Origin of the sequence: Streptomyces flaveolus (assembly GCF_014648815.1) — a bacterium.
Lineage (GTDB): Bacteria > Actinomycetota > Actinomycetes > Streptomycetales > Streptomycetaceae > Streptomyces > Streptomyces flaveolus.
In genome coordinates, this window is the sequence record NZ_BMRV01000003.1 from 356,882 (window position 1) to 380,597 (window position 23,716).

General features: G+C 70.6%; 13 protein-coding genes. 11 read left to right on the forward strand and 2 right to left on the reverse strand.

Features of this window, described 5'->3' with window-relative positions; translation table 11 throughout:
- Positions 1 to 78: 78 nt before the first annotated feature.
- Both asnB and IEZ05_RS09410 read left to right on the forward strand, forming a co-directional pair.
- Complete coding sequence (asnB, locus tag IEZ05_RS09405) at positions 79 to 1,920, forward strand: asparagine synthase (glutamine-hydrolyzing) (protein WP_189229548.1); 1,842 nt, start codon at positions 79 to 81, stop codon at positions 1,918 to 1,920.
- A gap of 852 nt (positions 1,921 to 2,772) precedes the next feature.
- Positions 2,773 to 5,151 (forward strand): Orn/Lys/Arg family decarboxylase, encoded by a 2,379-nt coding sequence (locus tag IEZ05_RS09410; RefSeq protein ID WP_189229549.1) that lies wholly within the window; start codon positions 2,773 to 2,775, stop codon positions 5,149 to 5,151.
- A gap of 30 nt (positions 5,152 to 5,181) precedes the next feature.
- On the opposite strand, the gene IEZ05_RS09415 is transcribed toward IEZ05_RS09410, so the two are convergent.
- Positions 5,182 to 5,643 (reverse strand): pyridoxamine 5'-phosphate oxidase family protein, encoded by a 462-nt coding sequence (locus IEZ05_RS09415; RefSeq protein ID WP_189229550.1) that lies wholly within the window; start codon positions 5,641 to 5,643, stop codon positions 5,182 to 5,184.
- Between the two features lie 537 nt (positions 5,644 to 6,180).
- Between IEZ05_RS09415 and IEZ05_RS09420 the strand changes: the two genes are divergently transcribed.
- From IEZ05_RS09420 to IEZ05_RS09460, 9 genes are all read left to right on the forward strand, one after another.
- Complete coding sequence (locus IEZ05_RS09420; RefSeq protein WP_189229551.1) at positions 6,181 to 9,582, forward strand: CARDB domain-containing protein; 3,402 nt, start codon at positions 6,181 to 6,183, stop codon at positions 9,580 to 9,582.
- Positions 9,583 to 9,683: 101 nt separating this feature from the next.
- Positions 9,684 to 13,967 (forward strand): discoidin domain-containing protein, encoded by a 4,284-nt coding sequence (locus IEZ05_RS09425; RefSeq protein WP_189229552.1) that lies wholly within the window; start codon positions 9,684 to 9,686, stop codon positions 13,965 to 13,967.
- Positions 13,968 to 14,041: 74 nt separating this feature from the next.
- A complete protein-coding gene (locus IEZ05_RS09430; RefSeq protein WP_189229553.1) occupies positions 14,042 to 15,088 on the forward strand; it encodes a LacI family DNA-binding transcriptional regulator in 1,047 nt (348 codons plus the stop codon).
- A 176-nt stretch (positions 15,089 to 15,264) separates the two neighbouring features.
- Positions 15,265 to 16,680 carry an extracellular solute-binding protein gene (locus tag IEZ05_RS09435; RefSeq protein WP_189229554.1) on the forward strand — a complete coding sequence of 472 codons (1,416 nt, stop codon included), beginning with the start codon at positions 15,265 to 15,267 and terminating at the stop codon, positions 16,678 to 16,680.
- A 121-nt stretch (positions 16,681 to 16,801) separates the two neighbouring features.
- Positions 16,802 to 17,761, forward strand: coding sequence for a carbohydrate ABC transporter permease (locus tag IEZ05_RS09440; protein WP_189229555.1), 960 nt, complete (start codon positions 16,802 to 16,804; stop codon positions 17,759 to 17,761).
- 16 nt (positions 17,762 to 17,777) lie between these two features.
- Complete coding sequence (locus tag IEZ05_RS09445) at positions 17,778 to 18,653, forward strand: carbohydrate ABC transporter permease (protein ID WP_189229556.1); 876 nt, start codon at positions 17,778 to 17,780, stop codon at positions 18,651 to 18,653.
- A 112-nt stretch (positions 18,654 to 18,765) separates the two neighbouring features.
- Positions 18,766 to 20,370, forward strand: a complete 1,605-nt coding sequence (locus tag IEZ05_RS09450; protein ID WP_189229557.1) for a glycoside hydrolase family 13 protein — start codon at positions 18,766 to 18,768, stop codon at positions 20,368 to 20,370.
- A 52-nt stretch (positions 20,371 to 20,422) separates the two neighbouring features.
- Positions 20,423 to 20,986 carry a cysteine hydrolase family protein gene (locus IEZ05_RS09455; protein ID WP_189229558.1) on the forward strand — a complete coding sequence of 188 codons (564 nt, stop codon included), beginning with the start codon at positions 20,423 to 20,425 and terminating at the stop codon, positions 20,984 to 20,986.
- Between the two features lie 164 nt (positions 20,987 to 21,150).
- Positions 21,151 to 22,290 (forward strand): hypothetical protein, encoded by a 1,140-nt coding sequence (locus tag IEZ05_RS09460; protein WP_189229559.1) that lies wholly within the window; start codon positions 21,151 to 21,153, stop codon positions 22,288 to 22,290.
- Between the two features lie 31 nt (positions 22,291 to 22,321).
- On the opposite strand, the gene IEZ05_RS09465 is transcribed toward IEZ05_RS09460, so the two are convergent.
- Positions 22,322 to 23,488, reverse strand: a complete 1,167-nt coding sequence (locus tag IEZ05_RS09465) for an alanine--tRNA ligase-related protein (protein ID WP_189229560.1) — start codon at positions 23,486 to 23,488, stop codon at positions 22,322 to 22,324.
- Positions 23,489 to 23,716: the final 228 nt, after the last annotated feature.

A 23,716-nucleotide genomic window follows, 5' to 3' on the forward strand; every position in this document is an offset into this window, starting at 1 on the left:
TGCCGGACGATCCGCTCGCAATCGCAAAACGCATGCTGGCAGCGGGTCGTCGGGCGGGCCGGACGCAGGAGGTAGCGTATGTGCGGCATCACCGGCTGGGTCTCCTTCGACCGCGATCTCGGCGCCGAGACGACGGCGTTGGATGCGATGACCGAGACGATGGCCTGCCGCGGACCGGACGACCGTGGCGTGTGGGCGCAGGGACCCGCCGCGCTCGGCCACCGCAGGCTCGCCATCATCGACCTGCCCGGCGGGCGGCAGCCGATGACCGTCGACACCCCGCACGGCACGGTCGCGCTCGTCTACTCGGGAGAGACCTACAACTTCACCGAACTCCGCCGTGAACTCGCGGACCGCGGGCACCGCTTCACCACCGACTCCGACACCGAGGCCGTCCTGCGCGGCTACCTCGAGTGGGGTGACGCGCTCCCCGAGCGTCTCAACGGCATGTACGCCTTCGCCCTGTGGGACGGCCGCGCGAACAAGCTCGTCATGGTCCGCGACCGCATGGGCATCAAGCCGTTCTACTACCACCCGACCGCGGACGGTGTGCTCTTCGGCTCCGAGCCCAAGGCGATCCTCGCCAACCCGCTGGCCCGCCGCCGCGTCGGGCTCGACGGGCTGCGCGAGCTGTTCACCATGATCAAGACACCCGGTCACGCCGTCTGGGACGGCATGCGCGAGATCGAGCCCGGCACCGTCGTCACGGTCGACCGCACGGGCGTGCACCAGCGCCGCTACTGGGACCTGGAGACCCGTCCGCACACCGACGACCAGGACGCCACGATCGCGCGCGTCCGCTCGCTCCTGGACGACATCGTGCGTCGTCAGCTCGTCGCCGACGTACCGCGCTGCACCCTGCTCTCCGGGGGACTGGACTCCTCCGCGATGACCGCGCTGGCGGCCCGGCAACTGGGCGAACACGGCGAGAAGGTGCGCAGCTTCGCCGTGGACTTCGCGGGCCAGGCGGAGAACTTCATCGCCGACGAACTCCGGGGTACCCCCGACACCCCCTTCGTCCACGACGTCGCCCAGGCCGCCGGCACCGACCACCAGGACATCGTGCTGGACGCCCACGCCCTCGCCGACCCCGAGATCCGCGCCAAGGTCATCCGGGCCCGCGACCTGCCGGCCGGCCTCGGCGACATGGACGCCTCCCTGTACCTCCTCTTCCGGGCCATCCGCGAACACTCCACCGTGGCCCTGTCCGGCGAGTCCGCCGACGAGGTCTTCGGTGGCTACCTGCAGTTCTTCGACGAGGAGGCACGCCGCGCCGACACCTTCCCGTGGCTGGTGTCGATGGGCCGCCACATGGGGGAGGACACCGACGTGCTGCGCCCGGACCTGACGAAGAACCTGGACCTGTCCGCGTACGTGGCCGACGGCTACCGCGACGCCGTGGCCGGCATCCGGCGCCTGGACGGTGAGAGCGACTTCGAGTACCGGATGCGCAGGATCTGCCACCTGCACCTGACCCGCTTCGTGCGCATCCTGCTCGACCGCAAGGACCGCGCCAGTATGGCCGTCGGACTGGAGGTGCGCGTCCCCTTCTGCGACCACCGGCTCGTCGAGTACGTCTACAACACCCCCTGGGCGCTGAAGTCCTTCGACGGGCGGGAGAAGAGCCTGCTGCGCGAGGCGACCGCGGACGTGCTGCCGAAGTCCGTGTACGACCGGGTCAAGAGCCCCTACCCGTCCACGCAGGACCCCAAGTACGCCGTGGCCCTCCAGGACCAGGCCAAGGATCTGCTCGCCCGCACCGGCCACCCGGTCTTCGACCTCGTCGACCCCGAGCGGCTGCGGCGGGCCGCCGAGCGGGAGGCGCCGATGAGCGGCCAGGCGGACCGGCGCGGCCTGGAACGGGCCCTCGACCTCGCCCTCTGGCTGGACCTCTACCAGCCGGAGATCGACCTGAGCTGAAACGGCTCGGCCGCCCCGTCGCCCCTGAGGGTTCACGGGCTGCGCAGCAGCAGCAAGGCGATGTCGTCGGTGTACGTGTGCCGGGGGACGGCGTAGTGCACCAGGTCGCCGGCCAGCTCACCGACCGGCTGGTCGCCCACCCTGGTGAGGTGCTGGACGAGGGCGGTGATCGACTCCGTGATGTCGTGGTCGGGAGCCGCGTTCGCGCAGCGTCAGGCAGGGCGGGTGACTCTTCGACCACACCAGCGCCATGACTCCGTAGCGGCGGACACCGTGCAGGGGTGCGAAAGCCACCGCGAACTGGTAGGGCATCCCGGCCGCGGCGTTCGGATACGGCAGGGCCATGTCCTCCTGGCGGCCCACGCAGACCAGGTGGTCTTCCCGCAGCGCCTCCGACAGGGGCCCGGCGGCCGAAACCGCCACCGTGCCCACGGCGCCACGGTCGTCACCGGCATGCCGCAGACCGCGGTCAGGACGTGCATCGGTTCCCGCGCCGACAACAAGTACACGCCACCGGCCAGAGCGCCCGTCCGACGCACCGTGGCGCTGAGTGCCTCGTCCAAGGACGCCGGGTCACCGTCGCTGCCCGGGCCATGCGTGCTCATATGCCCGACAGCATTCCGTCAGTCGCCGACCGGCGACGGTACGGCGCGGCCGTCCCGTGCCACGCCCCCTCCGGCTCCGGGGACGGACCCGGCGCCTTCCGGGGGATCGGCGCGCGAGTGCCGGCACGTCAAGGAACGGTTCGTCCCGTGCCTCGATGGGGTGGTTTGACCGGATCCCCGGTGATCGTGCGTGCGGAGCCCGCGAACACTGGTGGGGGTGGCGCGGGCCACCGGGGAGGGGGACGGCATGGCAGACGGCACGGTTCTGGTCGCGGTGGCGGAGCGCCCGGAGGACGGGGGCGCCATCGCTGGGCAGTTGGCGCGCATCGCCGAGGGGATCGGGGCGCGCGGCCTCCAGGTCCGATGGGTGGTGAGCGTCTCCGACGCCGAGGCCGTCCTCAGGACCGAGGCCGGTCTGGCCGCCGCGGTGGTCGCCTGGGACCTCCCGCCCGGAGCCGAGGACGGGCCGGGCGGCGCGACGGTGCTGCGCCGGATCGGACGCCGGTTCCAGAACCTGCCGGTGTTCCTGGTCATGGCGGACGAGGGACTGCGGGAGCTGCCGCTGTGGGTGTCGCAGTCCGTGGTGGGCTATGTGTGGCCGCTGGAGGACACACCGGCGTTCATCGCGGGACGGATCACCAAGGCCGCACGCGTCTACCAGGACGCCCTGCTTCCGCCGTTCTTCAAGGCGCTGCGGCGCTTCGACGACGCGCACGAGTACTCATGGCACACCCCGGCGCACTCCGGCGGTGTCGCCTTCCTCAAGTCACCGGTGGGACGGGCGTTCCACGACTACTTCGGGGAGCGGCTGCTGCGCAGCGACCTGTCGATCTCGGTGGAGGAGCTCGGTTCGCTGTTCGAGCACACGGGTCCGATCGGCGAGGCCGAGCGCAACGCGGCGCGTGTCTTCGGATCCGAGCACACGTACTTCGTGCTGCACGGCGATTCCACCTGCAACCGTCTGGTCGGCCACTTCAGCGTGACCCGCGACGAGATCGCCCTGGTGGACCGCAACTGCCACAAGTCGGTCCTGCACGGCATGGTCGTCTCCGGCGCCCGGCCGGTGTACCTGATCCCGACCCGCAACGGCTACGGCCTCGCCGGGCCGCTGCCGCCGGCCGAGATCGCGGCGGACTCGGTGGCGGCGCGGATCGCGGAGAGCCCCCTCACCCGGGACGCGGTGTCGGCGCGTGCCCAGTACGCGGTGTTCACCAACTCCACGTACGACGGGCTGTGTTACGACGCCGTGGCGGCGGCCCGGGCCTTCTCGGCCGGTACGCCCCGGCTGCACTTCGACGAGGCGTGGTTCGCCTACGCCCGCTTTCATCCGCTCTACGCGGGGCGCTACGGCATGTCGGTGGACGAGGAGACCTTCCCCGGCCCCGACCGGCCGACGGTCTTCGCGACCCAGTCCACCCACAAGCTGTTGGCGGCGCTGTCGCAGGGCGCCATGGTGCACGTCCGGCCCGCGCCGCGGGCGCCGGTGGAGCACGACCGGTTCAACGAGGCGCTGATGATGCACGGCACGACGTCGCCGCTGTATCCGATGATCGCCTCGCTGGACGTGGCCACGGCGATGATGGACGGCCCACAGGGACAGTGGCTCGTCGACGAGGCGGTGTCGGAGGCGGTCCTGTTCCGCCAGGAGATGGTGCGGATCCGGCGGCGGATCCAGGCCGCCGGGGACCGGCCGCCCTGGTTCTTCGGGGTGTGGCAGCCGGACGAGGTGACCGATCCCGCGAGCGGGGCGCGGCTGCCGTTCGACGAGGCTCCGGCGGACCTGCTGCGGACCGAGCCGTCCTGCTGGCACCTCGCGCCCGACGCGGACTGGCACGGCTTCCCGGGCCTGACCGACGGCTACTGCATGCTCGACCCGATCAAGGTCACGCTGACCTGCCCCGGGCTCGACGCGACCGGTGCGATGTGCGACCGGGGCATTCCGGCGCGGGTGCTCACCGCGTACCTGACCACCCGCGGCATCGTCGTGGAGAAGACCGACAGCTACACCACGCTGGTGCTGTTCTCCATGGGCATCACCAAGGGCAAGTGGGGCACGCTGCTGGACGCCCTGATGGACTTCAAGGACCTCTACGACGGTGATGCCCCGCTGGACCGTGTGCTGCCCGCGCTGGTCGCCGAGCACCCGCGGCGCTACGCCGGGCGGAGTCTGCGCGACCTGTGCCAGGAGATGCACGACCACCTGCGCCGGGCCCGCCTGGTCGAGCTCCTCGACCGGGCCTTCCAGCAACTCCCTGAGCCGGTCGCTCCGCCGCAGCAGTGCTACCAGCGTCTGATCCGGGGCGGCACGGAACGCGTCCGCTTGACGGACGCACCGGGCCGGGTCGCCGCGGCGATGGTCACGGTGACACCGCCCGGCATCCCGGTCCTCATGCCGGGCGAGAGCGTCGGGGAGGAGGACGGTCCTCTTCTGCGCTACCTGGGCGCCCTTGAGTCCTTCGACCGCCACTTCCCCGGCTTCGGCAGCGAGACCCACGGGGTGACCCGCGACCCCGACACCGGCGACTACCTGATCGAGTGTCTCCGTCCGGACGGACAGGAAGGGCCCGGGGGTGTCACGACGCCGGCGCAGCGGCGGGCGGAGAAGAGCGCCGGGACGCTGGGCTGAGGCCGCGGCGGCGCGGGCGGGATGCGGCTGCTAGTCCAGCCACACCCCGTCGCGCATGACGACTCTCCCGCTTAGTTCCGCCTCGCCGCGCCAAGCACGCACGGTCCCCGGGACCACGCGGACATACAGGAAGGCGCCGTCTTCCCCGCGTGGATCCCACCCGAACTTGTCGGCGAACGCCTCCGCTGCGCCTGCGGGCACCTCCCGGTCCGGGAAGCACTCCGCTTCGCCCTGGAGCAGCACCACGTCGAAGGTGTCCGGGAGCGCCAGGCGCACGCGCGGCTCCGCGCGGACGTTCCGCGCGGTCACGGAAGCGGCGCTGGTGCACATCCACAGGGCTCGCCCGTCCCAGAGGAACCACAGCGGCACCTGATGGGGTCCGTGGTCAGGGTGAGCCGTCGACACCCATACATCCCGCTCGGTGACGAGCCGCTCCAGTGTGTCGCGCTTACGCTCCGCCGTCGGGCGACGAACGCTTCCCGTGGTCTTCATGGCGACCGACCCTAGTCAAGCGGGTGCGAGGCGCGCCTGAGGCGCAGGACCTACTCCCAGCGACCGATGCACCCGTGGGGCACGAGAGATTCGCGGATGCCAAGGCGCCGCCGTCGGCCGGACACGGCACGGTGGCCCCGGACAGAGCCGGCGCGACGCCTCTCCACGGAATCTTCACCACCGGTCGCCGCCTCCCGGAGCGCGCGCTGCCGCCAACGTCAGGCGCCGAGCGGACGCGAGCAGAGCCCCGGCGTCCAAGTGTCGTCCCACCCCGAGCCGTTGACAAAGTCGATACACGGTAGAAACCTGTCACCTCAGCGCTGCAAAAGATTGACGAAAACACTCAACTTTTGGATTTGAGCGGGCTCGGCTTCACCTCGGCTTCTTCTGGGCCTGCTGACCACCCCACCGCCCACCAGGCGCACCGGTCCCTCGTGCCCCGCCGCACTCACCGCCGCACGGCGCTGCCGCGCCCTGGCGGGCGACGGACGGGGGCCGGTGCGGCGGGCACTCACGGAAAGGGAACGAGAGAGCCTCATGAGAGGAAGACATCCGGGCCGGCGGATCTCCGTCGGCCTTGTGACGGCGGGTCTGCTCACCGCGGGCGTGCTCCCCGTGACGGCCCACGCGGCCGCCGCGGAGGGACCGAACCTGGCACTGGGCCGACCGGTGACGGCGGGCGGGGCCCACGGCGGCTACCCGGCGAGCAACGTCACCGACGGCAGTCAGGCATCGTACTGGGAGGGCCCCGCGGGCTCGTTCCCCCAGTGGGTGCAGATCGACCTCGGGACCCGAACCGAGATCGAGGACGTGGTGCTGAAACTCCCCGCCTCCTGGGAGGCCCGCACCGAGACCATCAGCGTCCAGGGCAGCACCGACGGACAGGACTTCGCCACCCTCTCCGCGGGCGCGGCGCGGACCTTCTCCCCGAACGCCGCGGGCACCGTGGCCGTCGGCGTCGCGGGGGAGGCCCGCTACGTCCGGGTCCAGGTGACCGGCAACACGGGTTGGAACGCGGCCCAGTTGTCCGAGGTGGAGGTCCACGGCGACGCCGGGGGCGAAGGCCCCGGGACCCCGCCGGCCGGCACCAACCTCGCCCTGCGCAAACCGATGGAGGCCTCCTCCACGACCCAGAACTACGTCGCCGCCAACGCCAACGACGGCAGCACCTCCACCTACTGGGAGGCGAGCGGCCAGCCTTCGACACTGACCACCCGGCTCGGTGCGGACGCAGACCTGAGCGGCGTCGTCGTCAAGCTCAACCCCGACCCGGTCTGGGGCCCCCGCACACAGAGCATCCAGGTGCTGGGCCGCCCGGCCGGCGCCTCCGGCTTCACCACCCTGAAGAACCGCGCCGACTACACCTTCAGCCCGGCACAGAACAAGAACTCGGTGACCATCCCCGTCTCGGGCCGGTACGCGGACGTGCGCCTGGAGTTCTCCGGCAACACCGGCGCCGGCGGAGGACAGGTCGCGGAGTTCGAGGTCATCGGCGCGGCCGCACCCGCACCCGACCTGACCGTCACCTCGCTCACCTGGTCACCCGCCTCGCCCTCCGAGTCGGACGCGGTCACCGTCGAGGCCACCGTCCGCAACGACGGCAGCGCCGCCTCGCCCGCGACCACGGTGGACGTCAGCCTCGAAGGCACCGTCGCCGGCAGCGCCGCCGTCGGCGCCCTCGCCCCGGGAGCGTCGGTGAAGGTGCCGGTGCAGGCCGGCAAGCGGCCCATGGGCAGCTACACCGTCTCCGCCGTCGTCGACCCCTCCGACTCCGTCGCCGAACTCGACAACAGCAACAACAGCCGCAACGCCGGCTCGCCTCTGGTCGTCGGCCAGGCCCCCGGCCCGGACCTCGAGGTCACCGGCATCACCACCAACCCGTCCAGCCCCGCCGTCGGAGCCAAGGTCGGCTTCACCGTCGCCGTGCACAACCGGGGCACGAGCGCCGTGCCCGCCGGGTCGGTCACCCGGCTCACCGTCGGCGGCACCACCCTGAACGGCGCCACCGGCGCCATCGCGGCCGGTGACACGGCGAACGTGGTCATCAGCGGCGACTGGACCGCCACCAGCGGCGGAGCGACGCTCACCGCCACGGCGGACGCCACCTCCGTCGTCAAGGAGACCAACGAGGACAACAACACCTTCGCCCGCTCCCTCGTCGTCGGACGCGGCGCCGCCGTGCCCTACGTCGAGTACGAGGCGGAGGACGCCCGTTACGACGGCACGCTGCTGAGGACGGACGCCAAGCGCACCTTCGGGCACACCAACTTCGCCACCGAGTCCTCCGGCCGCCAGTCGGTCCGGCTCGACTCGACCGGGCAGTACGTGGAGTTCACCTCCACCACGCCGTCCAACTCGGTCGTCGTGCGCAACTCGATCCCGGACGCCGCCGGCGGCGGCGGGCAGGAGGCGACGATCAGCCTCTACGCGGACGGGAAGTTCGTCCGCAAGCTCAGTCTGTCGTCCAAGCACAGCTGGCTCTACGGCACGACCGACGACCCCGAGGGCCTCACCAACCGGCCCGGCGGCGACGCCCGGCGCCTGTTCGACGAGTCCCACGCCCTGCTCACCGAGACCTACCCGGCGGGCACCAAGTTCCGCCTCCAGCGCGACGCCGGCGACAACGCGGCCTTCTACGTCATCGACCTCGTCGACCTGGAGCAGGTCGCGCCCGCCGCCGCCAAGCCCGCGGAGTGCGTCTCCATCACCGAGTACGGAGCCGTGCCCAACGACGGCCTCGACGACGCGGACGCCATCCAGCGTGCCGTCACGGCGGACCAGAAGGGCGAGATCCCCTGCGTCTGGATCCCGGCGGGCCAGTGGCGCCAGGAGAAGAAGATCCTCACCGACGACCCGCAGAACCGGGGCCAGTACAACCAGGTCGGCATCCGGGACGTCACCATTCGAGGCGCCGGCATGTGGCACTCCCAGCTGTACTCGCTGATCCAGCCGCAGGACGCGGGCGGCATCAACCATCCGCACGAGGGCAACTTCGGCTTCGACATCGACGACAACACCAAGATCTCCGACATCGCCGTCTTCGGCTCCGGCACCATCCGCGGCGGCGACGGCGGTGCCGAGGGCGGCGTCGCGCTCAACGGCCGCTTCGGCAAGAACACCAAGATCTCCAACGTGTGGATCGAGCACTCCAACGTCGGCGCCTGGGTCGGCCGGGACTACTCCAACATCCCCGAGCTGTGGGGCCCCGCCGACGGCCTGGAGTTCAACGGCGTACGCATCCGCAACACCTACGCCGACGGCGTCAACTTCTCCAACGGCACCCGCAACTCGACCGTCTACAACTCCTCCTTCCGCAACACCGGCGACGACGCGCTCGCCGTGTGGGCCAACAAGTACGTGAAGGACACCTCCGTCGACGTCGGCCACGACAACCACTTCCGCAACAACACCGTCCAGCTGCCCTGGCGGGCCAACGGCGTCGCGATCTACGGCGGTCACGGCAACTCGATCGAGAACAACCTGATCTCCGACACCATGAACTACCCGGGGATCATGCTGGCCACCGACCACGACCCGCTGCCCTTCTCCGGGCAGACGCTCCTCGCCAACAACGGCCTGTACCGCACGGGCGGGGCGTTCTGGGGCGAGGCCCAGGAGTTCGGCGCGATCACCCTGTTCGCCCAGGGCCAGGACATCCCGGGCGTCACGATCCGTGACACCGAGATCCACGACTCCACCTACGACGGCATCCAGTTCAAGACGGGCGGCGGCGCGATGCCCGACGTCCAGATCAAGAACGTCACCATCGACAAGTCCAACAACGGGTCCGGGATCCTCGCGATGGGCGGGGCGCGCGGCAGCGCCACCCTGAACAACGTGACGATCACCAACTCGGCCCAGGGCGACGTCGTGAAGGAGCCCGGCTCGCAGTTCACGTTCAACGGCTCGGCAGGCGGATCCGCCGCCTTGCGCGGCTGACCACGGCTCCGCCGCGGTGCGCCGGCAACGGCCGGCGCACCGCACCCACCCATCCCACTGCTGCGCCCCGCCGCTCGTGGCGGGGCCGAGATCGGGGACGCATGAGAACCCGCAGACGACCATCACGGAGCCTGTGCGCCGTGGTGACCACCAGCCTCCTGCTCCTGGGCGGCCCTCTGGTGACCGCCGCCTCTGCGGCCGGCGGTCCCAATGTCGCCGCCGGCGACCCCACCGCCGCGAGCAGCTCGCACGGCGAGTACGGCGCCGCGAACATCACCGACGGCAACCAGGGCACCTACTGGCAGAGCGCCGGCAGCGACCTGCCCCAGTGGGTGCAGACGGACCTCGGCACCACCACCCGTATCGACGAGGTGGTCCTCAAGCTGCCCGCCTCCTGGGAGCGGCGCAGCCAGACCCTGGCGGTGCAGGGCAGCGCCGACGGCACCAGCTTCACCACCCTCAAGGCGTCCGCCGCCTACTCCTTCGAACCCGGTTCGGGCAACACCGTCACGGTGAGCTTCCCCGCCACCCAGACCCGTTTCGTCCGGGTGGCCGTCACCGCCAACACCGGCTGGCAGGCGGCCCAGTTGTCCGAGCTGGAGGTGCACGCGGCGGGCGAGTCCTCCGTCAATCTGGCCCGCGGACGCACCTTCACCGCCAGCAGCCAGACCGAGGTCTACAGCCCGGCCAACGCCGGCGACGGCAACAAGGCCACCTACTGGGAGAGCCGCAACAACGACCTTCCCCAGTGGCTGCAGACCGACCTGGGCTCCGCGGTGCGTGTCGACCGCGTCGTCCTGCGCCTTCCCGACGGCTGGGGCGGGCGCACCCAGACTCTGAAGATCCAGGGCAGCACCGACGGATCCGACTTCGGCGACCTGACCGCGAGCGGCACGTACACGTTCGCGCCGTCGGGCGGCAACTCGGCGACCGTCTCCTTCGACGCCGCCACCACCCGCTACGTCCGCGTCCTGGTCACCGCCAACAGCGTCCAGCCCGCCGCTCAGGTGTCCGAGCTGGAGGTCTACGGACCCACGACCGGGGACACCCAGGCACCCTCCGCCCCGCCGCACCTGGCGCTCACCGAACCCAGCGCCGGCCAGGTCCGTCTGACCTGGGACGCGGCCACGGACGACACCGGCGTCGCCGCCTACGACGTCTACGCCGACGGCGACCTGCTGACCTCGGTCGGCGGCGACGTCACCACGTACACCGACACCCGGCCCGCCGGCACCCGCGTCAGCTACTTCGTCCGGGCCAGGGACGCCGCCGGCAACCAGTCCCCGAACAGCAACACCGTGACCCGCGCGGCCGACGAAGGAGACACCGAGGCCCCCACCGCCCCGGTGAACCTGTCCCTCTCCGAGCCCGAGGCGGGCCGGATCCGCCTCACCTGGGGCGCCTCCGCCGACAACAAGGCCGTGACCGGCTACGACATCTACGCCAACAACACCCGGCGCGCATCCGTCGCCGGTGACGTCACCACCTGGACGGACACCCAGCCGGCCTCCGCGACCGTCACGTACACCGTGCGCGCCAAGGACGCGGCGGGCAACCAGTCGCCGCCCAGCAACCAGGTGACCCGCAACGGCAGCGGAGCCGGCTCCGACCTGGCCGTGGGCAAGCCCATCGAGGCCTCCTCCGTGATCCACACGTACGTCGCGGCCAACGCCAACGACAACAACACGGCGACGTACTGGGAGGGCGGCGCGGGGAGCTACCCGAACACCCTCACCGTCAAGCTGGGCGCCGACGCGGACGTCGACCGGCTGGTTCTGCGCCTGAACCCCGACTGGGGCAGCCGCACCCAGACCATCGAGGTCCAGGGCCGGGAGCAGAGCGCGAGCGGTTTCACCTCGCTGGTCGCCGCCAAGGAGTACGCGTTCACGCCGGCCGGGCGGAACACCGTCACCGTCCCGGTCGGCAAGCGCACCGCCGACGTGCGGCTGCGCTTCACGGCCAACAGCGGGGCGACGGCCGGGCAGCTCGCCGAGTTCCAGGTCATGGGCGTCGCCGCGCCCAACCCGGACCTGGAGGTGACGAAGCTGACCACGTCACCGGCGGCGCCCGTCGAGTCGGACGACATCACCGTCCTTGCGACCGTCCGCAACAGCGGAGCGGCCGACGCGCCCGCCAGCAAGGTCGCCGTGCGGCTCGGCGGCTCCGCCGTGGCCACCGCCCAGGCCGGGGCGCTCGGAGCGGGGGAGCAGACCACGGTCACCGCGTCCCTCGGCAACCGCGAGGCGGGCACCTACCCGCTGAGCGCCGTGGCCGACGACGGTGACGCGGTGATCGAGCAGAACGAGACCAACAACACCTACACCAGTCCGGACGCCCTGGTCGTCAAGCCGGTCGCCAGTTCCGACCTGGTCGCCGCGACCGTGAGCACGTCCCCGTCCTCCCCGGCCGCCGGGGACGACGTCACCTTCCGTGTCAGCCTCAGGAACCAGGGCACGGTGGCCTCCGCGGGAGGCGACCACCGGATCACCCTCACCCTGACCGACAGCAGGGGCGCGACCGTCAAGACCCTGACGGGCACCCACACCGGTGTCATCGCCCCCGGCGCCACCACCGCCGCCCTCACCCTCGGCTCGTGGAAGGCGGTCGACGGGTCCTACAGCGCCAAGGTCGTGGTCGATCCCGACGCCGAGGAGATACCGGCCAAGCGGGACAACAACACCTCCACCAAGCCCCTGTTCGTCGGGCGCGGCGCCGACATGCCGTACGACATGTACGAGGCCGAGGACGGCTCGCTCGGCGGCGGCGCCAAGGTCGTCGGGCCCAACCGGACCGTCGGCGACCTCGCCGGCGAGGCCTCGGGCCGCGAGGCGGTCACCCTGACCGGCACCGGACAGTACGTCGAGTTCACGACCCGGGCCGCCACCAACACCCTGGTCACCCGCTTCTCGATCCCGGACGCGCCGGGCGGCGGCGGAATCGACTCGACGATCAGCGTCTACGTCGACGGCGTCAAGAAGAAGACGCTGCCGCTGACGTCGCGCTACGTCTGGCTGTACGGGGCGGAGTCCGCGCCCGGGAACTCACCCGGCTCCGGGGCACCGCGCCACATCTACGACGAGGCGCACCTCATGCTCGACCAGACCGCGCCCGCGGGGTCGAAGATCCGGCTGCAGAAGGACGCCTCGGACTCCTCCACGTACGCCTTCGACTTCGTGAACCTCGAGCAGGTGGCACAGGTCGCCAACCCGGACCCGGCCGCGTACGCCGTACCCGCCGGGTTCACCCACCAGGACGTGCAGAACGCCCTGGACCGGGTGCGGATGGACACCTCGGGCAAGCTGGTCGGCGTGTACCTGCCGCCCGGCGACTACCAGACGTCCAGCAAGTTCCAGGTGTACGGCAAGGCGGTCGAGGTCGTCGGCGCCGGGCCCTGGTACACCCGGTTCCAGGCGCCCGCCGGACAGTCGAACACCGACATCGGCTTCCGGGCGGATGCCACCGCCAAGGGCTCGACGTTCGCGAACTTCGCCTACTTCGGCAACTACACCTCGCGCATCGACGGGCCGGGCAAGGTCTTCGACTTCCAGAACGTGTCGGACATCGTCATCGACAACATCTGGAACGAGCACATGGTGTGCCTGTACTGGGGCGCCAACACCGACCGCGTGACGATCAAGAACTCCCGCATCCGCAACATGTTCGCCGACGGCATCAACATGACCAACGGGTCGACGGACAACCTGGTCTCCAACAACGACGCCCGGGCCACCGGTGACGACAGCTTCGCCCTGTTCTCGGCGATCGACGCCGGCGGCGCGGACATGAAGAACAACGTCTACGAGAACCTGACTTCCACGCTGACCTGGCGTGCCGCGGGTGTCGCCGTGTACGGCGGCTACAGCAACACCTTCCGTAACATCCGCGTCGCCGACACCCTGGTGTACTCCGGCATCACCATCTCGTCGCTGGACTTCGGCTACCCGATGAACGGCTTCGGGACCGACCCGACGACCTTCGAGAACATCTCGATCGAACGGGCCGGCGGACACTTCTGGGGTGCGCAGACCTTCCCGGGCATCTGGGTCTTCTCCGCCTCGAAGGTCTTCCAGGGCATCCGCGTCAACCACGTGGACATCGTCGACCCCACCTACAGCGGCATCATGTTCCAGACCAACTACGTGGGAGGACAGCCGCAGTACCCCGTCAAGGACACCGTCTTCACGGACGTCACCATCACGGGGGCGCACAAGAGCGGTGACGCCTTCGATGCCAAGTCCGGCTTCGGCGTGTGGGCCAACGAGATGCCGGAGCCCGGGCAGGGGCCGGCGGTCGGCGAGGTCACCTTCAACGGGCTGAAGCTCGAGGGCAACGCCGTGGACGTCCGCAACACGACCTCCACCTTCAAGATCGACATCAACCCGTAGCCGGTTCCGTTCCCGTCGTGAATCGACGCAGCGTAGCGCAAGCCCTTGCGGGGGTTTGCGCTACGCTTGCGTTTATGACGCGACGACTTGCTCAAGTGGCGAAGAAGGTTGGGGTCAGCGAGGCCACGGTCAGCCGGGTCCTCAACGGCAAGCCGGGGGTGTCGGAGGCGACACGGCAGTCGGTGCTGACGGCGCTGGACGTCCTGGGATACGAACGTCCGACGCAATTGCGCGGGGAACGGGCCCGCCTGGTGGGCCTGGTGCTGCCCGAGCTGCAGAACCCGATCTTCCCTGCGTTCGCCGAGGTGATCGGCAGCGCGCTGGCCCAGCAGGGGCTGACGCCGGTGCTGTGCACGCAGACGAAGGGGGGCGTCTCGGAGGCCGACTACGTCGAGCTGCTGCTCCAGCAGCAGGTCTCCGGCGTGATCTTCGCGGGCGGGCTGTTCGCGCAGGCGGACGCGCCGCACGAGCACTACCGGCTGCTGGCCCAGCGCCGCATCCCCGTCGTCCTGATGAACGCGGCGATCGAGGGGCTCGACTTCCCGAGCGTCGCGTGCGACGACGCGGTGGCGACCGAGCAGTCCTGGCGCCATCTCGTCTCGCTCGGCCACGAGCGGATCGGGCTGGTGCTCGGGCCCTCCGACCACATCCCCTCCCGTCGCAGGCTCCGGGCGGCCGCCGAGGCCGCCGGCGGCTTCCTGCCCGACGAGTTCGTGCAGCGGTCGATGTTCTCCCTGGAGGGCGGCCAGGCGGCGGCCTCGCGACTGTTGGACGCCGGGGTGACGGGCATCGTGTGCGCCAGTGACCCCCTGGCCCTCGGAGCGGTCCGCGCGGCCCGCAGGCGGGGCCTGAGGGTGCCGGAGGACGTGTCCGTGGTGGGGTACGACGACTCCGCCTTCATGACGTGCACCGAGCCGCCGCTGACCACGGTGCGCCAGCCGATCGAGGCGATGGGGCGCGCCGCGGTCGAGTTGCTGGCCCATCAGATCCAGGGCAGCGACGTGCCCCACAGTGAGCTGCTGTTCGAACCGGAACTCGTCGTTCGGGCGTCGACCGCGCAGGCGGCCGGCTTGCGGGCCGCGACCGCCCCGGTCGTCGCGGACCTCGTTGTCGACGCCTGACGGTGTTTTGTCCGGTTGCGGGCCGCCTCCGTCCGCGTCTCCCGATCAGTTGTCAAACAATTACGAAATCAGCGTGAGATCTTGCGTTCACTTGTGCGTGGTGGTTGAGTGAGCGGCGCCCCACAACGCATCGGCGATGGGGCGCCTTCCTCGTTCATGCCCGAAGGGGACCACCCATGAGAAGTGCTCGGTTCCGCCGTACGCGTCGTGCCGGCGTCATCACGCTCGTCTCCGCTCTCACGCTGACCGCTCTGGCCGCCTGCGGCACGAGCAGCAGCGGCGACGGCGGTTCCGACGGCAGCGGCAGCGGGTCCTCCGACCCGGCTGCGCCGCTGGACCCGAAGACCAAGGTGACGATCACCATCGACTGCATGCCGCCGGCGGCGAAGGCGGCCGAGCTGAAGGAGTGGAAGGAGGACGTCAAGGAGTTCAACAAGACCTACCCGAACGTCACCGTCGAGGGCCGTTCCACCCCCGGCCAGTGCCTGGAGCCGCCGCGCTTCACGGCGATGCTGAAGGCGAAGTCGCAGCCCGACGTCTTCTACACGTACTTCACCGACCTGCCCCAAGTGCTCGACAACGACGGCGCCGAGGACATCACCGCGTACGTCAACGACAAGAGCGTCCCGGCCCTCAAGGACATCGACCCGAACGTCCTCGGCTCGCTCACGCACGAGAACAAGCTCTACGGCCTGCCCACCAGCAACTACACGATGGGCCTGTTGATCAACCGCAAGCTGTTCGAGAAGGCCGGCCTCGACCCGGACGCCCCGCCGCGCACCTGGGACGAGGTCCGCTCCGCAGCCAAGAAGATCGCCGGCCTGGGCGACGGCATCGCCGGCTTCGGCGAGTACAGCGCCGGCAACACCGGCGGCTGGCACTTCACCGCCCAGATGTACAGCCTCGGCGGCGACATCGTCGACGCGAGCGGCAAGAAGGCGGCGTTCGACAACGAGCTGGGCAGGCAGGTCGCAGAGAACCTCCACGCCATGCGCTGGGAGGACGACAGCATGGGCAAGACCCAGCTGCTCAAGTGGGGTGACCTCCAGAAGCAGATAGCCACCGACAAGCTCGGCATGTTCCTCGCCGCCCCCGACGACATCACGTACATGGTCCAGCAACTCGGAGCGGACTACGAGAACTTCGGCATGGGCCCGATCCCCGGCGAGAAGAACACCCTCGCCGGCGGCAACAACTACATGATCAAGAAGGGGATCTCCGCCGACAAGATCAAGGCGGCCATCGCCTGGCTGAACTTCGAGAACCTGACCGTCGGCAAGGGGCAGTTCGACTGGGCCCGCAAGAAGACCGACAAGCTGCCGGTCGGTCTGCCGCAGCCCAACTTCTGGCTGAACGAGTCGAAGACGAAGGACGACGCGGCCCGGGTCGAGCACGCCACGATGCCGGTCGAGAACTTCAAGGCGTTCATGGACAACCCGGTCGCCGGCAAGGCCGAGCCGCCGAAGGCCCAGGAGATCTACAAGGTCCTCGACAACGTGATGTCCGGAATCCTCACCAACGAGGACGCCGACATCGACAAGCTGCTGGACACGGCCGCGAGCCAGGTCGACCAGGTCCTCGCCAACCAGTGAGCGCATCCCGGCGGGGCGGCGGCGCCGCCCCGCCGGACACCGCCGCCCCCCGGGCGGCGCGGACCGGACCACCTGTGGCATCCGGGGCGACGCCCCGGCAGACCAGCGTCAAGGAGCGACGATGTCGGCCCCCAGCGTGACCCCGAACAAGGCGGCCAGCCACCGCCGCACCCCGCCGCGCGCGGCGGACCCCGTGCCCCCGGGCGGCCGCTTCGCCAAGAGCCTGCGGCGCAACCTCACGGCCCACGGATTCCTGATCGGCGCGGTGCTCTGCTTCGCCGTGTTCTCGTGGTACCCGATGGTCCGCGAGTTCTTCCTCGCCTTCCAGAAGACGGACAGCGGCGAGGTCAGCTGGGTGGGGCTGGACAACCTCACCACCGTCTTCAACGACCCGGCGTTCTGGCAGGCGTGGCGCAACACCCTGCTGTTCACCGTCCTCGCCCTGGTCCTCGGCTTCGCCGTGCCGTTCGTCGTCGCCCTCGTCATCAACGAGTTCCGGCACGGCAAGGGATACCTGCGGCTGCTCGTCTACCTGCCGGTGATGCTCCCGCCCGTCGCGTCGGTGTTGCTGTTCAAGTACCTGTACGACCCGGGGTACGGACTGCTCAACGAACTGTTCGGCTTCTTCGGCCTGCCCGAGCAGCAGTGGCTCCAGGACCCGGACACCTCCATGCTCTCGATCGTCATCGCCTCCACCTGGATGAACATGGGAGGCGCCGCCCTCATCTACCTCGCCGCCCTCCAGGGGATCCCCGGCGAGCTCTACGAGGCGGCGGAGCTGGACGGGGCCGGGGTGCTCCGCAAGATCTGGCACGTGACCATCCCGCAGACGCGCCTCATCCTGTCCCTGATGCTGCTGATGCAGATCATCTCCACCATGCAGGTCTTCGTCGAGCCCTTCCTGCTCACCGGCGGAGCCGGCCCCGAGGGCTCCACCACCACGGTCGTCTACCTCATCTACCAGTACGCCTTCAACTTCAACAACTACGGTGCCGCGGCAGCCCTGGGGCTGCTCCTGCTCGTCATACTCGCCGGGTTCTCGGCAGCGTACGTCAAGCTCAACCGCGCCGAGAACGAGTAGGAACCGGAGTCCCAGCATGTCCACACGCACGCTCATCTCACCGGCCCAGCTCGCCAGGCCCCGCGGCAAGGCCGTCTACTGGGTGACGTTCGCCGTCGTCGTCGCGGGCTTCACCCTCGTCTTCCTCGGCCCGCTGTACTGGATGGTCTCCAGTGGCTTCAAGGACACGCAGGAGGTCGTCCAGACCCCGCCGACGCTCGTCCCCGGCTCGTTCGCACCGGACAACTACTCCAGGGCCTGGGAGGTCATGGACCTGGCCAGGCTGCTGTTCAACACCCTGTACTACGCGTTCGGCGCCCTGGCCTTCCAACTCGTCCTCGACGTCGCCGCGGCGTACTCCCTCTCCAAACTCCGCCCCGTCTTCGGCAAGGCCGTCCTCGGGGCGATGCTGGCGACGCTGATGATCCCCGCGACCGTCCTCGTCGTCCCCCAGTACCTCACCGTGCTCGACGTGCCCGTCGTCGAACGCAACCTGCTCAACACCCCGTGGGCCATCTGGCTGCCGTCCGTGACGAACGCGTTCAACATCTTCCTGCTGAAGCGGTTCTTCGACTCCATCCCCAAGGAACTGCTGGACGCGGCCGCCATGGACGGCGCGAGTCCGCTGCGCACCCTCCGGTCGATCGTCCTGCCGATCTCCCGCCCGATCCTCGGCGTCGTTTCCATCTTCGCGATCGTCGGGGTCTGGAAGGACTTCCTCTGGCCGATGCTCACCCTGCCCGACCCGGCCATGCAGACCCTGAACGTTGGCATCTACTCGCTCTCCAACGGCGTACCGACGAACGTGCTGATCGCCGCGCTCACCATCGCCTCACTGCCGACGCTGCTGATCTTCCTGATCTTCCAGCGCAACATCATGAGCGGGCTCACCGCCGGCGGACTCAAGGGCTGATCCTTCCCCGGCCCCGCAGCACGCCCCCTCCCAAGCCTTCGCCGCCGGTCCGTCCGACGCCCCGCTTCCGGGCCGGCGGCGAAGACCCACCCTGCCCGAAAGGACCGCACCCGTGGCAGCCCCTCTTCCGCCCCGCACCGACGACTGGTGGCGGGACGCCGTCATCTACCAGGTGTACCCACGCAGCTTCGCCGACGGCGACGGCGACGGCACCGGGGACCTCGCGGGCGTCCGGGCGAGACTGCCCTACCTCGCCGCTCTCGGCATCGACGCCGTCTGGTTCACCCCCTGGTACGCCTCCCCCCTGATCGACGGCGGCTACGACGTGGCCGACTACCGCACCATCGACCCCGCGTTCGGCACCCTGGACGACGCCGAGAAGCTGATCGCCGACGCCGCCGAACTCGGCATCCGGGTCATCATCGACATCGTCCCCAACCACGTCTCCGACCAGCACGCCTGGTTCCGCGCCGCCCTCGCCGCCGGCCCCGGCAGCCCGGAACGGGAACGCTTCCACTTCCGGCCCGGCCGGGGCGAGAACGGCGAACTCCCGCCCAACGACTGGCCCTCGCAGTTCTCCGGGGCCACCTGGACACGGGTGCCGGACGGCGAGTGGTACCTGCACCTGTTCACCCCCGAGCAGCCCGACCTGAACTGGGCCAACCCCGACGTCCGCCGCGAGCACGAGGACATCCTCCGCTTCTGGTTCGACCGAGGTGTCGCCGGCGTGCGCATCGACTCCGCGGCCCTGCTCGTCAAGGACCCGGCGCTCGCCGACTTCGAGGAGGGCGTCGACCCCCACCCGTACATCGACCAGGACGAGATCCACGACATCTACCGCGCCTGGCGGTCGATCGCCGACGAGTACGGCGGCGTCTTCGTCGGCGAGGTCTGGCTGCCCGACGCGGAACGCTTCGCCCGCTACCTGCGCCCCGACGAACTGCACACCGCCTTCAACTTCACCTTCCTCACCTGCCCCTGGGACCCCGACCGCCTGCGCGCCACCATCGACTCGACGCTCGCCGAGCACGCTCCCGTGGGCGCCCCCGCCACCTGGGTCCTCGCCAACCACGACGTCACCCGGACCGTCACCCGCTACGGCCGCACCGACACCGGCTTCGACTTCGCGACCAAGGCGTTCGGCACCCCGACCGACCTGGCGCTCGGCACGCGCAGGGCACGCGCCGCCGCCCTGCTGACCCTGGCCCTGCCCGGCTCGGTCTACCTCTACCAGGGCGAGGAACTGGGGCTGCCGGAAGCCGACATCCCCCTGGACCGCATCCAGGACCCGATGCACTTCCGCTCCGGCGGCACCGATCCGGGACGCGACGGCTGCCGAGTGCCGCTGCCGTGGACGGCCACGGCCCCCTGGTGGGGCTTCGGTTCGGCTACGGAGCCGTGGCTGCCGCAACCCGGTGACTGGGCCCGCTACGCGGTCGACCGGCAGCTCGCCGACCCGGAGTCGATGCTCACGCTGTACCGGGAGGCCCTGGTGCTGCGCCGGGCGGGCAACGGCTTCGGCGACGGCCCCATGACCTGGCTGCCCGCCGCGGAGGGCGTTCTGGCCTTCGGCCGGACGGACGGTCTGGTCTGCGTGGTCAACCTGTCCGACGCACCGGCCGGCCTGCCGGCGCACGAGCAGGTCCTGCTGGCCAGCGGCCCGCTCGAACCCGACGGCATGCTGCCGCGCGACACGGCGGTGTGGCTGCGGACCTGACGGCTTTCCAGCAGACTGCTCCCGACCTCCGACCGAGAGAGGGACGGCGAGCATGACGAAGAGCGCACTTCTGGTGATGGACGTCCAACGGGACGTCGTGGCCATCGCCGACGACGGTTCCGGATACCTGCCCCGCCTGCGCAGGGCGATCGACGGGGCCCGAGCCGCCGGCATCACCGTGATCTACGTGGCGATGTCGTTACGGCCGGGAGATCCGGAAGTCAGCCCGCGCAACAAGGTGATGGCGAACGTCCTGCGGGCCGGCCTGTTCACCGAAGGTGCCCCAGGCACCGAGATCCATGACGACATCGCACCCCGGCAGGGCGACGTCGTGGTCACCAAGAGACGGGGGAGCGCGTTCTCGGGCAGCGACCTCGACCTGGTCCTCAGGGCCCGCGACATCGACAGCCTCGTTCTCACCGGCATCGCCACCAGCGCCGTGGTGCTGTCCACCCTGTGGAGCGCCATCGACCTGGACTACGGCCTCACGGTCCTGGCGGACGCCTGCCTCGACACCGACCCCGAGGTGCACCGGATGCTCGTCGAGAAGCTGTTCCCGCAATGGGCGGACGTCGTCGGCGTCGAGGACTGGCTCAAGGCCGTCGCAGCGCCGTAGCGCGGGCGCCGCCCGCCTTGAGGACCTTCGCAGCAACCTGCCCGACGGCCTCGGCCGAGTCCGTACAACCTTCCGGTCACCGCGCGGGTCTGGAAACGGCGAACGGCAGTACGACCCCGTTCGCCGTTTCCGTCCCCGCCGGACCGACCGGGAGATCCCGCCCTGTGAGCCGTACCGCCACCGAAGCCCTGCGCGCCGCCGCGTTCGGCTGCGCCGCCGTCGCCGTCGCCCTCTGCCTGGTGTACGACCGGGCCGACGGGGCCCGTTGGGACGTGCTGGCCGCGCTCGCCGCCGGTGCGGTGTGCGCCGGAGGGTGGGCCGTCGCGACCCGCGGGGAGCCCGTACCCGCCCCCGGCCCGCGGCAGGGGAACGGCCTGCCGTCCGTGCTGCCCCGGAACCCGGTGGACTGGTACGCGGTCGTGGGCATGCTGCTCGCGGCGGTCGCCCCGTTCGCCGCATACCGCTTCGCCGCCGACGGCGAGGTGAACGACGCCTTCCTGGGCCTCGGGGCCTTCCCGCTGGTCGTCTGGGTCCTGCTCTTCGTCCCGGTGCTGTGGAAGCTGCTGGCCCGCACGCTGCCCGAGCGCCACCGGCTCCTCGCCCAGGACGCGAAGTCCGGCCGGGTCTTCGCCGTCCGCTTCACGTCGGCAGGCGCGGAATGGGCGCGGATCGTGGACGAGGACAACCCCAAGCTCATCGACCCGACGCCGGAGATCGCCCGGATGCTGAAGGTCCGCGACGAGCACGGCAAGTGGTACGGCGTCCAGGGCCTGCTCCCGGGACTCTTCGGCCGGAGCACCGTCGGCGAACTCTCCCACTTCGGGGCCAGGTTCAAGGGCGAGCACGTCTGGATCATGTGGCCGGAACGCTGGGAGTCGGTCCTCGCGGTGGCACGCCGACAGGGCCCTCCGGCGTACCCCGTGGCCATCGTCGCCGAGACCGGCGAGATGATCTGGGGCTACGCGGCGATCGACTTCACCGACCGCTACCTCACCGATCCGGCGAACCTGCGCCCCACCGTGCCCGGTCTGGCGGCCCGCACGCTCCCTCCCCGCCCCGCCTTCCGGGCGGCTGTCCACGGCCGCATGTATCTGCGCCTCGCGGTGGCGGTGGCGGCCCTGACCCCGCTGCTCCTCGACATGGTCTCCGGCGCGACGAGCGCCTGGCTCGGCCTCATTGCCGCCGTGGCCCTCGTCGACGCCCCCTTCGCCGCCTCCCGTGCCAACGCCCGCATCCCCGACCGCACCCGCTGGACGGTCCCGCCGGTCGCGGACCTCCGCACCAGTGACGGAGCGGCCCGGTGAACCGAGGGGTCCGCGCGGGCCGCTGCCTCCGTCACCCCTGCCGCAGGCCGATCACCAGGTCCCGCGGCAGGCCGTGGGTGTCGTGGAGGTAGTGGAAGTCCTCGTCGTCCAGCGGACCCCGGAAGCGGGGACGGGCCAGGACCTGCCGGCCCCGCTCCAGCAGCCGGGCGAACCGCCGCTCCTCCTCGACCAGCATCCGGCGTACGGCGGCGGGGTCGCCGGTCTGCCGGAAGTGGCCCAGGGTGTGCGAGACCAGCTCGTCGGGCAGGTCTTCCAGCCGGCGCGACGGATCGTCCCGCCACAGCACGGTGAGCACCCGCCGCACCAGGCGCCGCAGCACATAGCCCTGTCCGGTGGCGGCCGGGCGGACCCCGTCGCCGATGACCACGACGGCCGACCGCAGATGGTCGCAGACCAGGCGGAACGACGGCTCGTCCAGTGACCACAGGCCGGGCACCAGACGCCGCCAGGGGTCGAACACATCGCAGTCGAACACCGATGACTTGCCCTGCAGCAGCGAGGCCAGCCGCTCCAGGCCGAGCCCGGTGTCGACGTTGCGCTGGGGGAGCGGCACGATACGGCCGTCGTCGAGCCGGCGGTGGCGCATCATGACGTGGTTCCACACCTCCACCCAGCGGGGATCGCGGGTGGGCGTCGAGTGGGGCGGGGTGTCACCGGTCCACAGGAAGATCTCCGAGTCGGGTCCGCACGGGCCGACGGGCCCGTTGGACCACCAGTTGTCCTCCACCGTGAGTTCCACGGGGACGCCGCGCTCCTGCCACAGCTCCAGGGAGGCGGTGTCCGGGCCGACCCGTTCGTCACCGCCGAACACGGTGGCGTGCAGCAGGCCGGGGTCGACGCCGAAGCCCTCGGTGAGCAGCCGGTGGCCCCAGTCGAGGCTGCGCGTGCCCTCGTAGTCGCCCAGTGACCAGGTGCCGAGCATCTCGAAGACCGTCAGGTGCGTGCTGTCGCCCACCTCCTCCAGGTCCGTGGTGCGCAGACAGCGCTGCACGTTGACCAGCCGCCGGCCCAGCGGATGGGCGCGGCCCTCCAGGTACGGGGTGAGCGGATGCATGCCCGAGGTGGTGAACAGCACCGGGTCACCGGGCGGGGGCAGCAGCGTCGAGCCGCCGATCCGGCGGTGATCCCGCTCCTCGTAGTACTCGACGAACGTGCGGACGATCTGCTCGGTGTCCATGGGGGTGACTCCTTCGCGTGGCTGCGGGAAGGCACCGGAGAACGGGACCGGGGGTCGTCGTACCGAGACGAGGGCGGCGGAACGCCACGTGACCACCGACGGGCCGTTTCCGGTCGCCGGTGGGGAGGGGAGAAGGTCAGGCGGCGGCAACCGGCGAGCTGGTCGCTCGCGCGGTCGCGAAGATGCTTCGGCCGGTGACGTTCATACCGACCAGCGTACGACCCCCCA

Excerpts from the sequence above, each read along its gene's own strand:
- asnB (WP_189229548.1), top strand. The coding sequence starts at position 79 with ATGTGCGGCATCACCGGCTGGGTCTCCTTCGACCGCGATCTCGGCGCC.
- IEZ05_RS09410 (WP_189229549.1), top strand. The coding sequence starts at position 2,773 with ATGGCAGACGGCACGGTTCTGGTCGCGGTGGCGGAGCGCCCGGAGGAC.
- IEZ05_RS09415 (WP_189229550.1), bottom strand. The coding sequence starts at position 5,643 with ATGAAGACCACGGGAAGCGTTCGTCGCCCGACGGCGGAGCGTAAGCGC.
- IEZ05_RS09420 (WP_189229551.1), top strand. The coding sequence starts at position 6,181 with ATGAGAGGAAGACATCCGGGCCGGCGGATCTCCGTCGGCCTTGTGACG.
- IEZ05_RS09425 (WP_189229552.1), top strand. The coding sequence starts at position 9,684 with ATGAGAACCCGCAGACGACCATCACGGAGCCTGTGCGCCGTGGTGACC.
- IEZ05_RS09430 (WP_189229553.1), top strand. The coding sequence starts at position 14,042 with ATGACGCGACGACTTGCTCAAGTGGCGAAGAAGGTTGGGGTCAGCGAG.
- IEZ05_RS09435 (WP_189229554.1), top strand. The coding sequence starts at position 15,265 with ATGAGAAGTGCTCGGTTCCGCCGTACGCGTCGTGCCGGCGTCATCACG.
- IEZ05_RS09440 (WP_189229555.1), top strand. The coding sequence starts at position 16,802 with ATGTCGGCCCCCAGCGTGACCCCGAACAAGGCGGCCAGCCACCGCCGC.
- IEZ05_RS09445 (WP_189229556.1), top strand. The coding sequence starts at position 17,778 with ATGTCCACACGCACGCTCATCTCACCGGCCCAGCTCGCCAGGCCCCGC.
- IEZ05_RS09455 (WP_189229558.1), top strand. The coding sequence starts at position 20,423 with ATGACGAAGAGCGCACTTCTGGTGATGGACGTCCAACGGGACGTCGTG.
- IEZ05_RS09465 (WP_189229560.1), bottom strand. The coding sequence starts at position 23,488 with ATGGACACCGAGCAGATCGTCCGCACGTTCGTCGAGTACTACGAGGAG.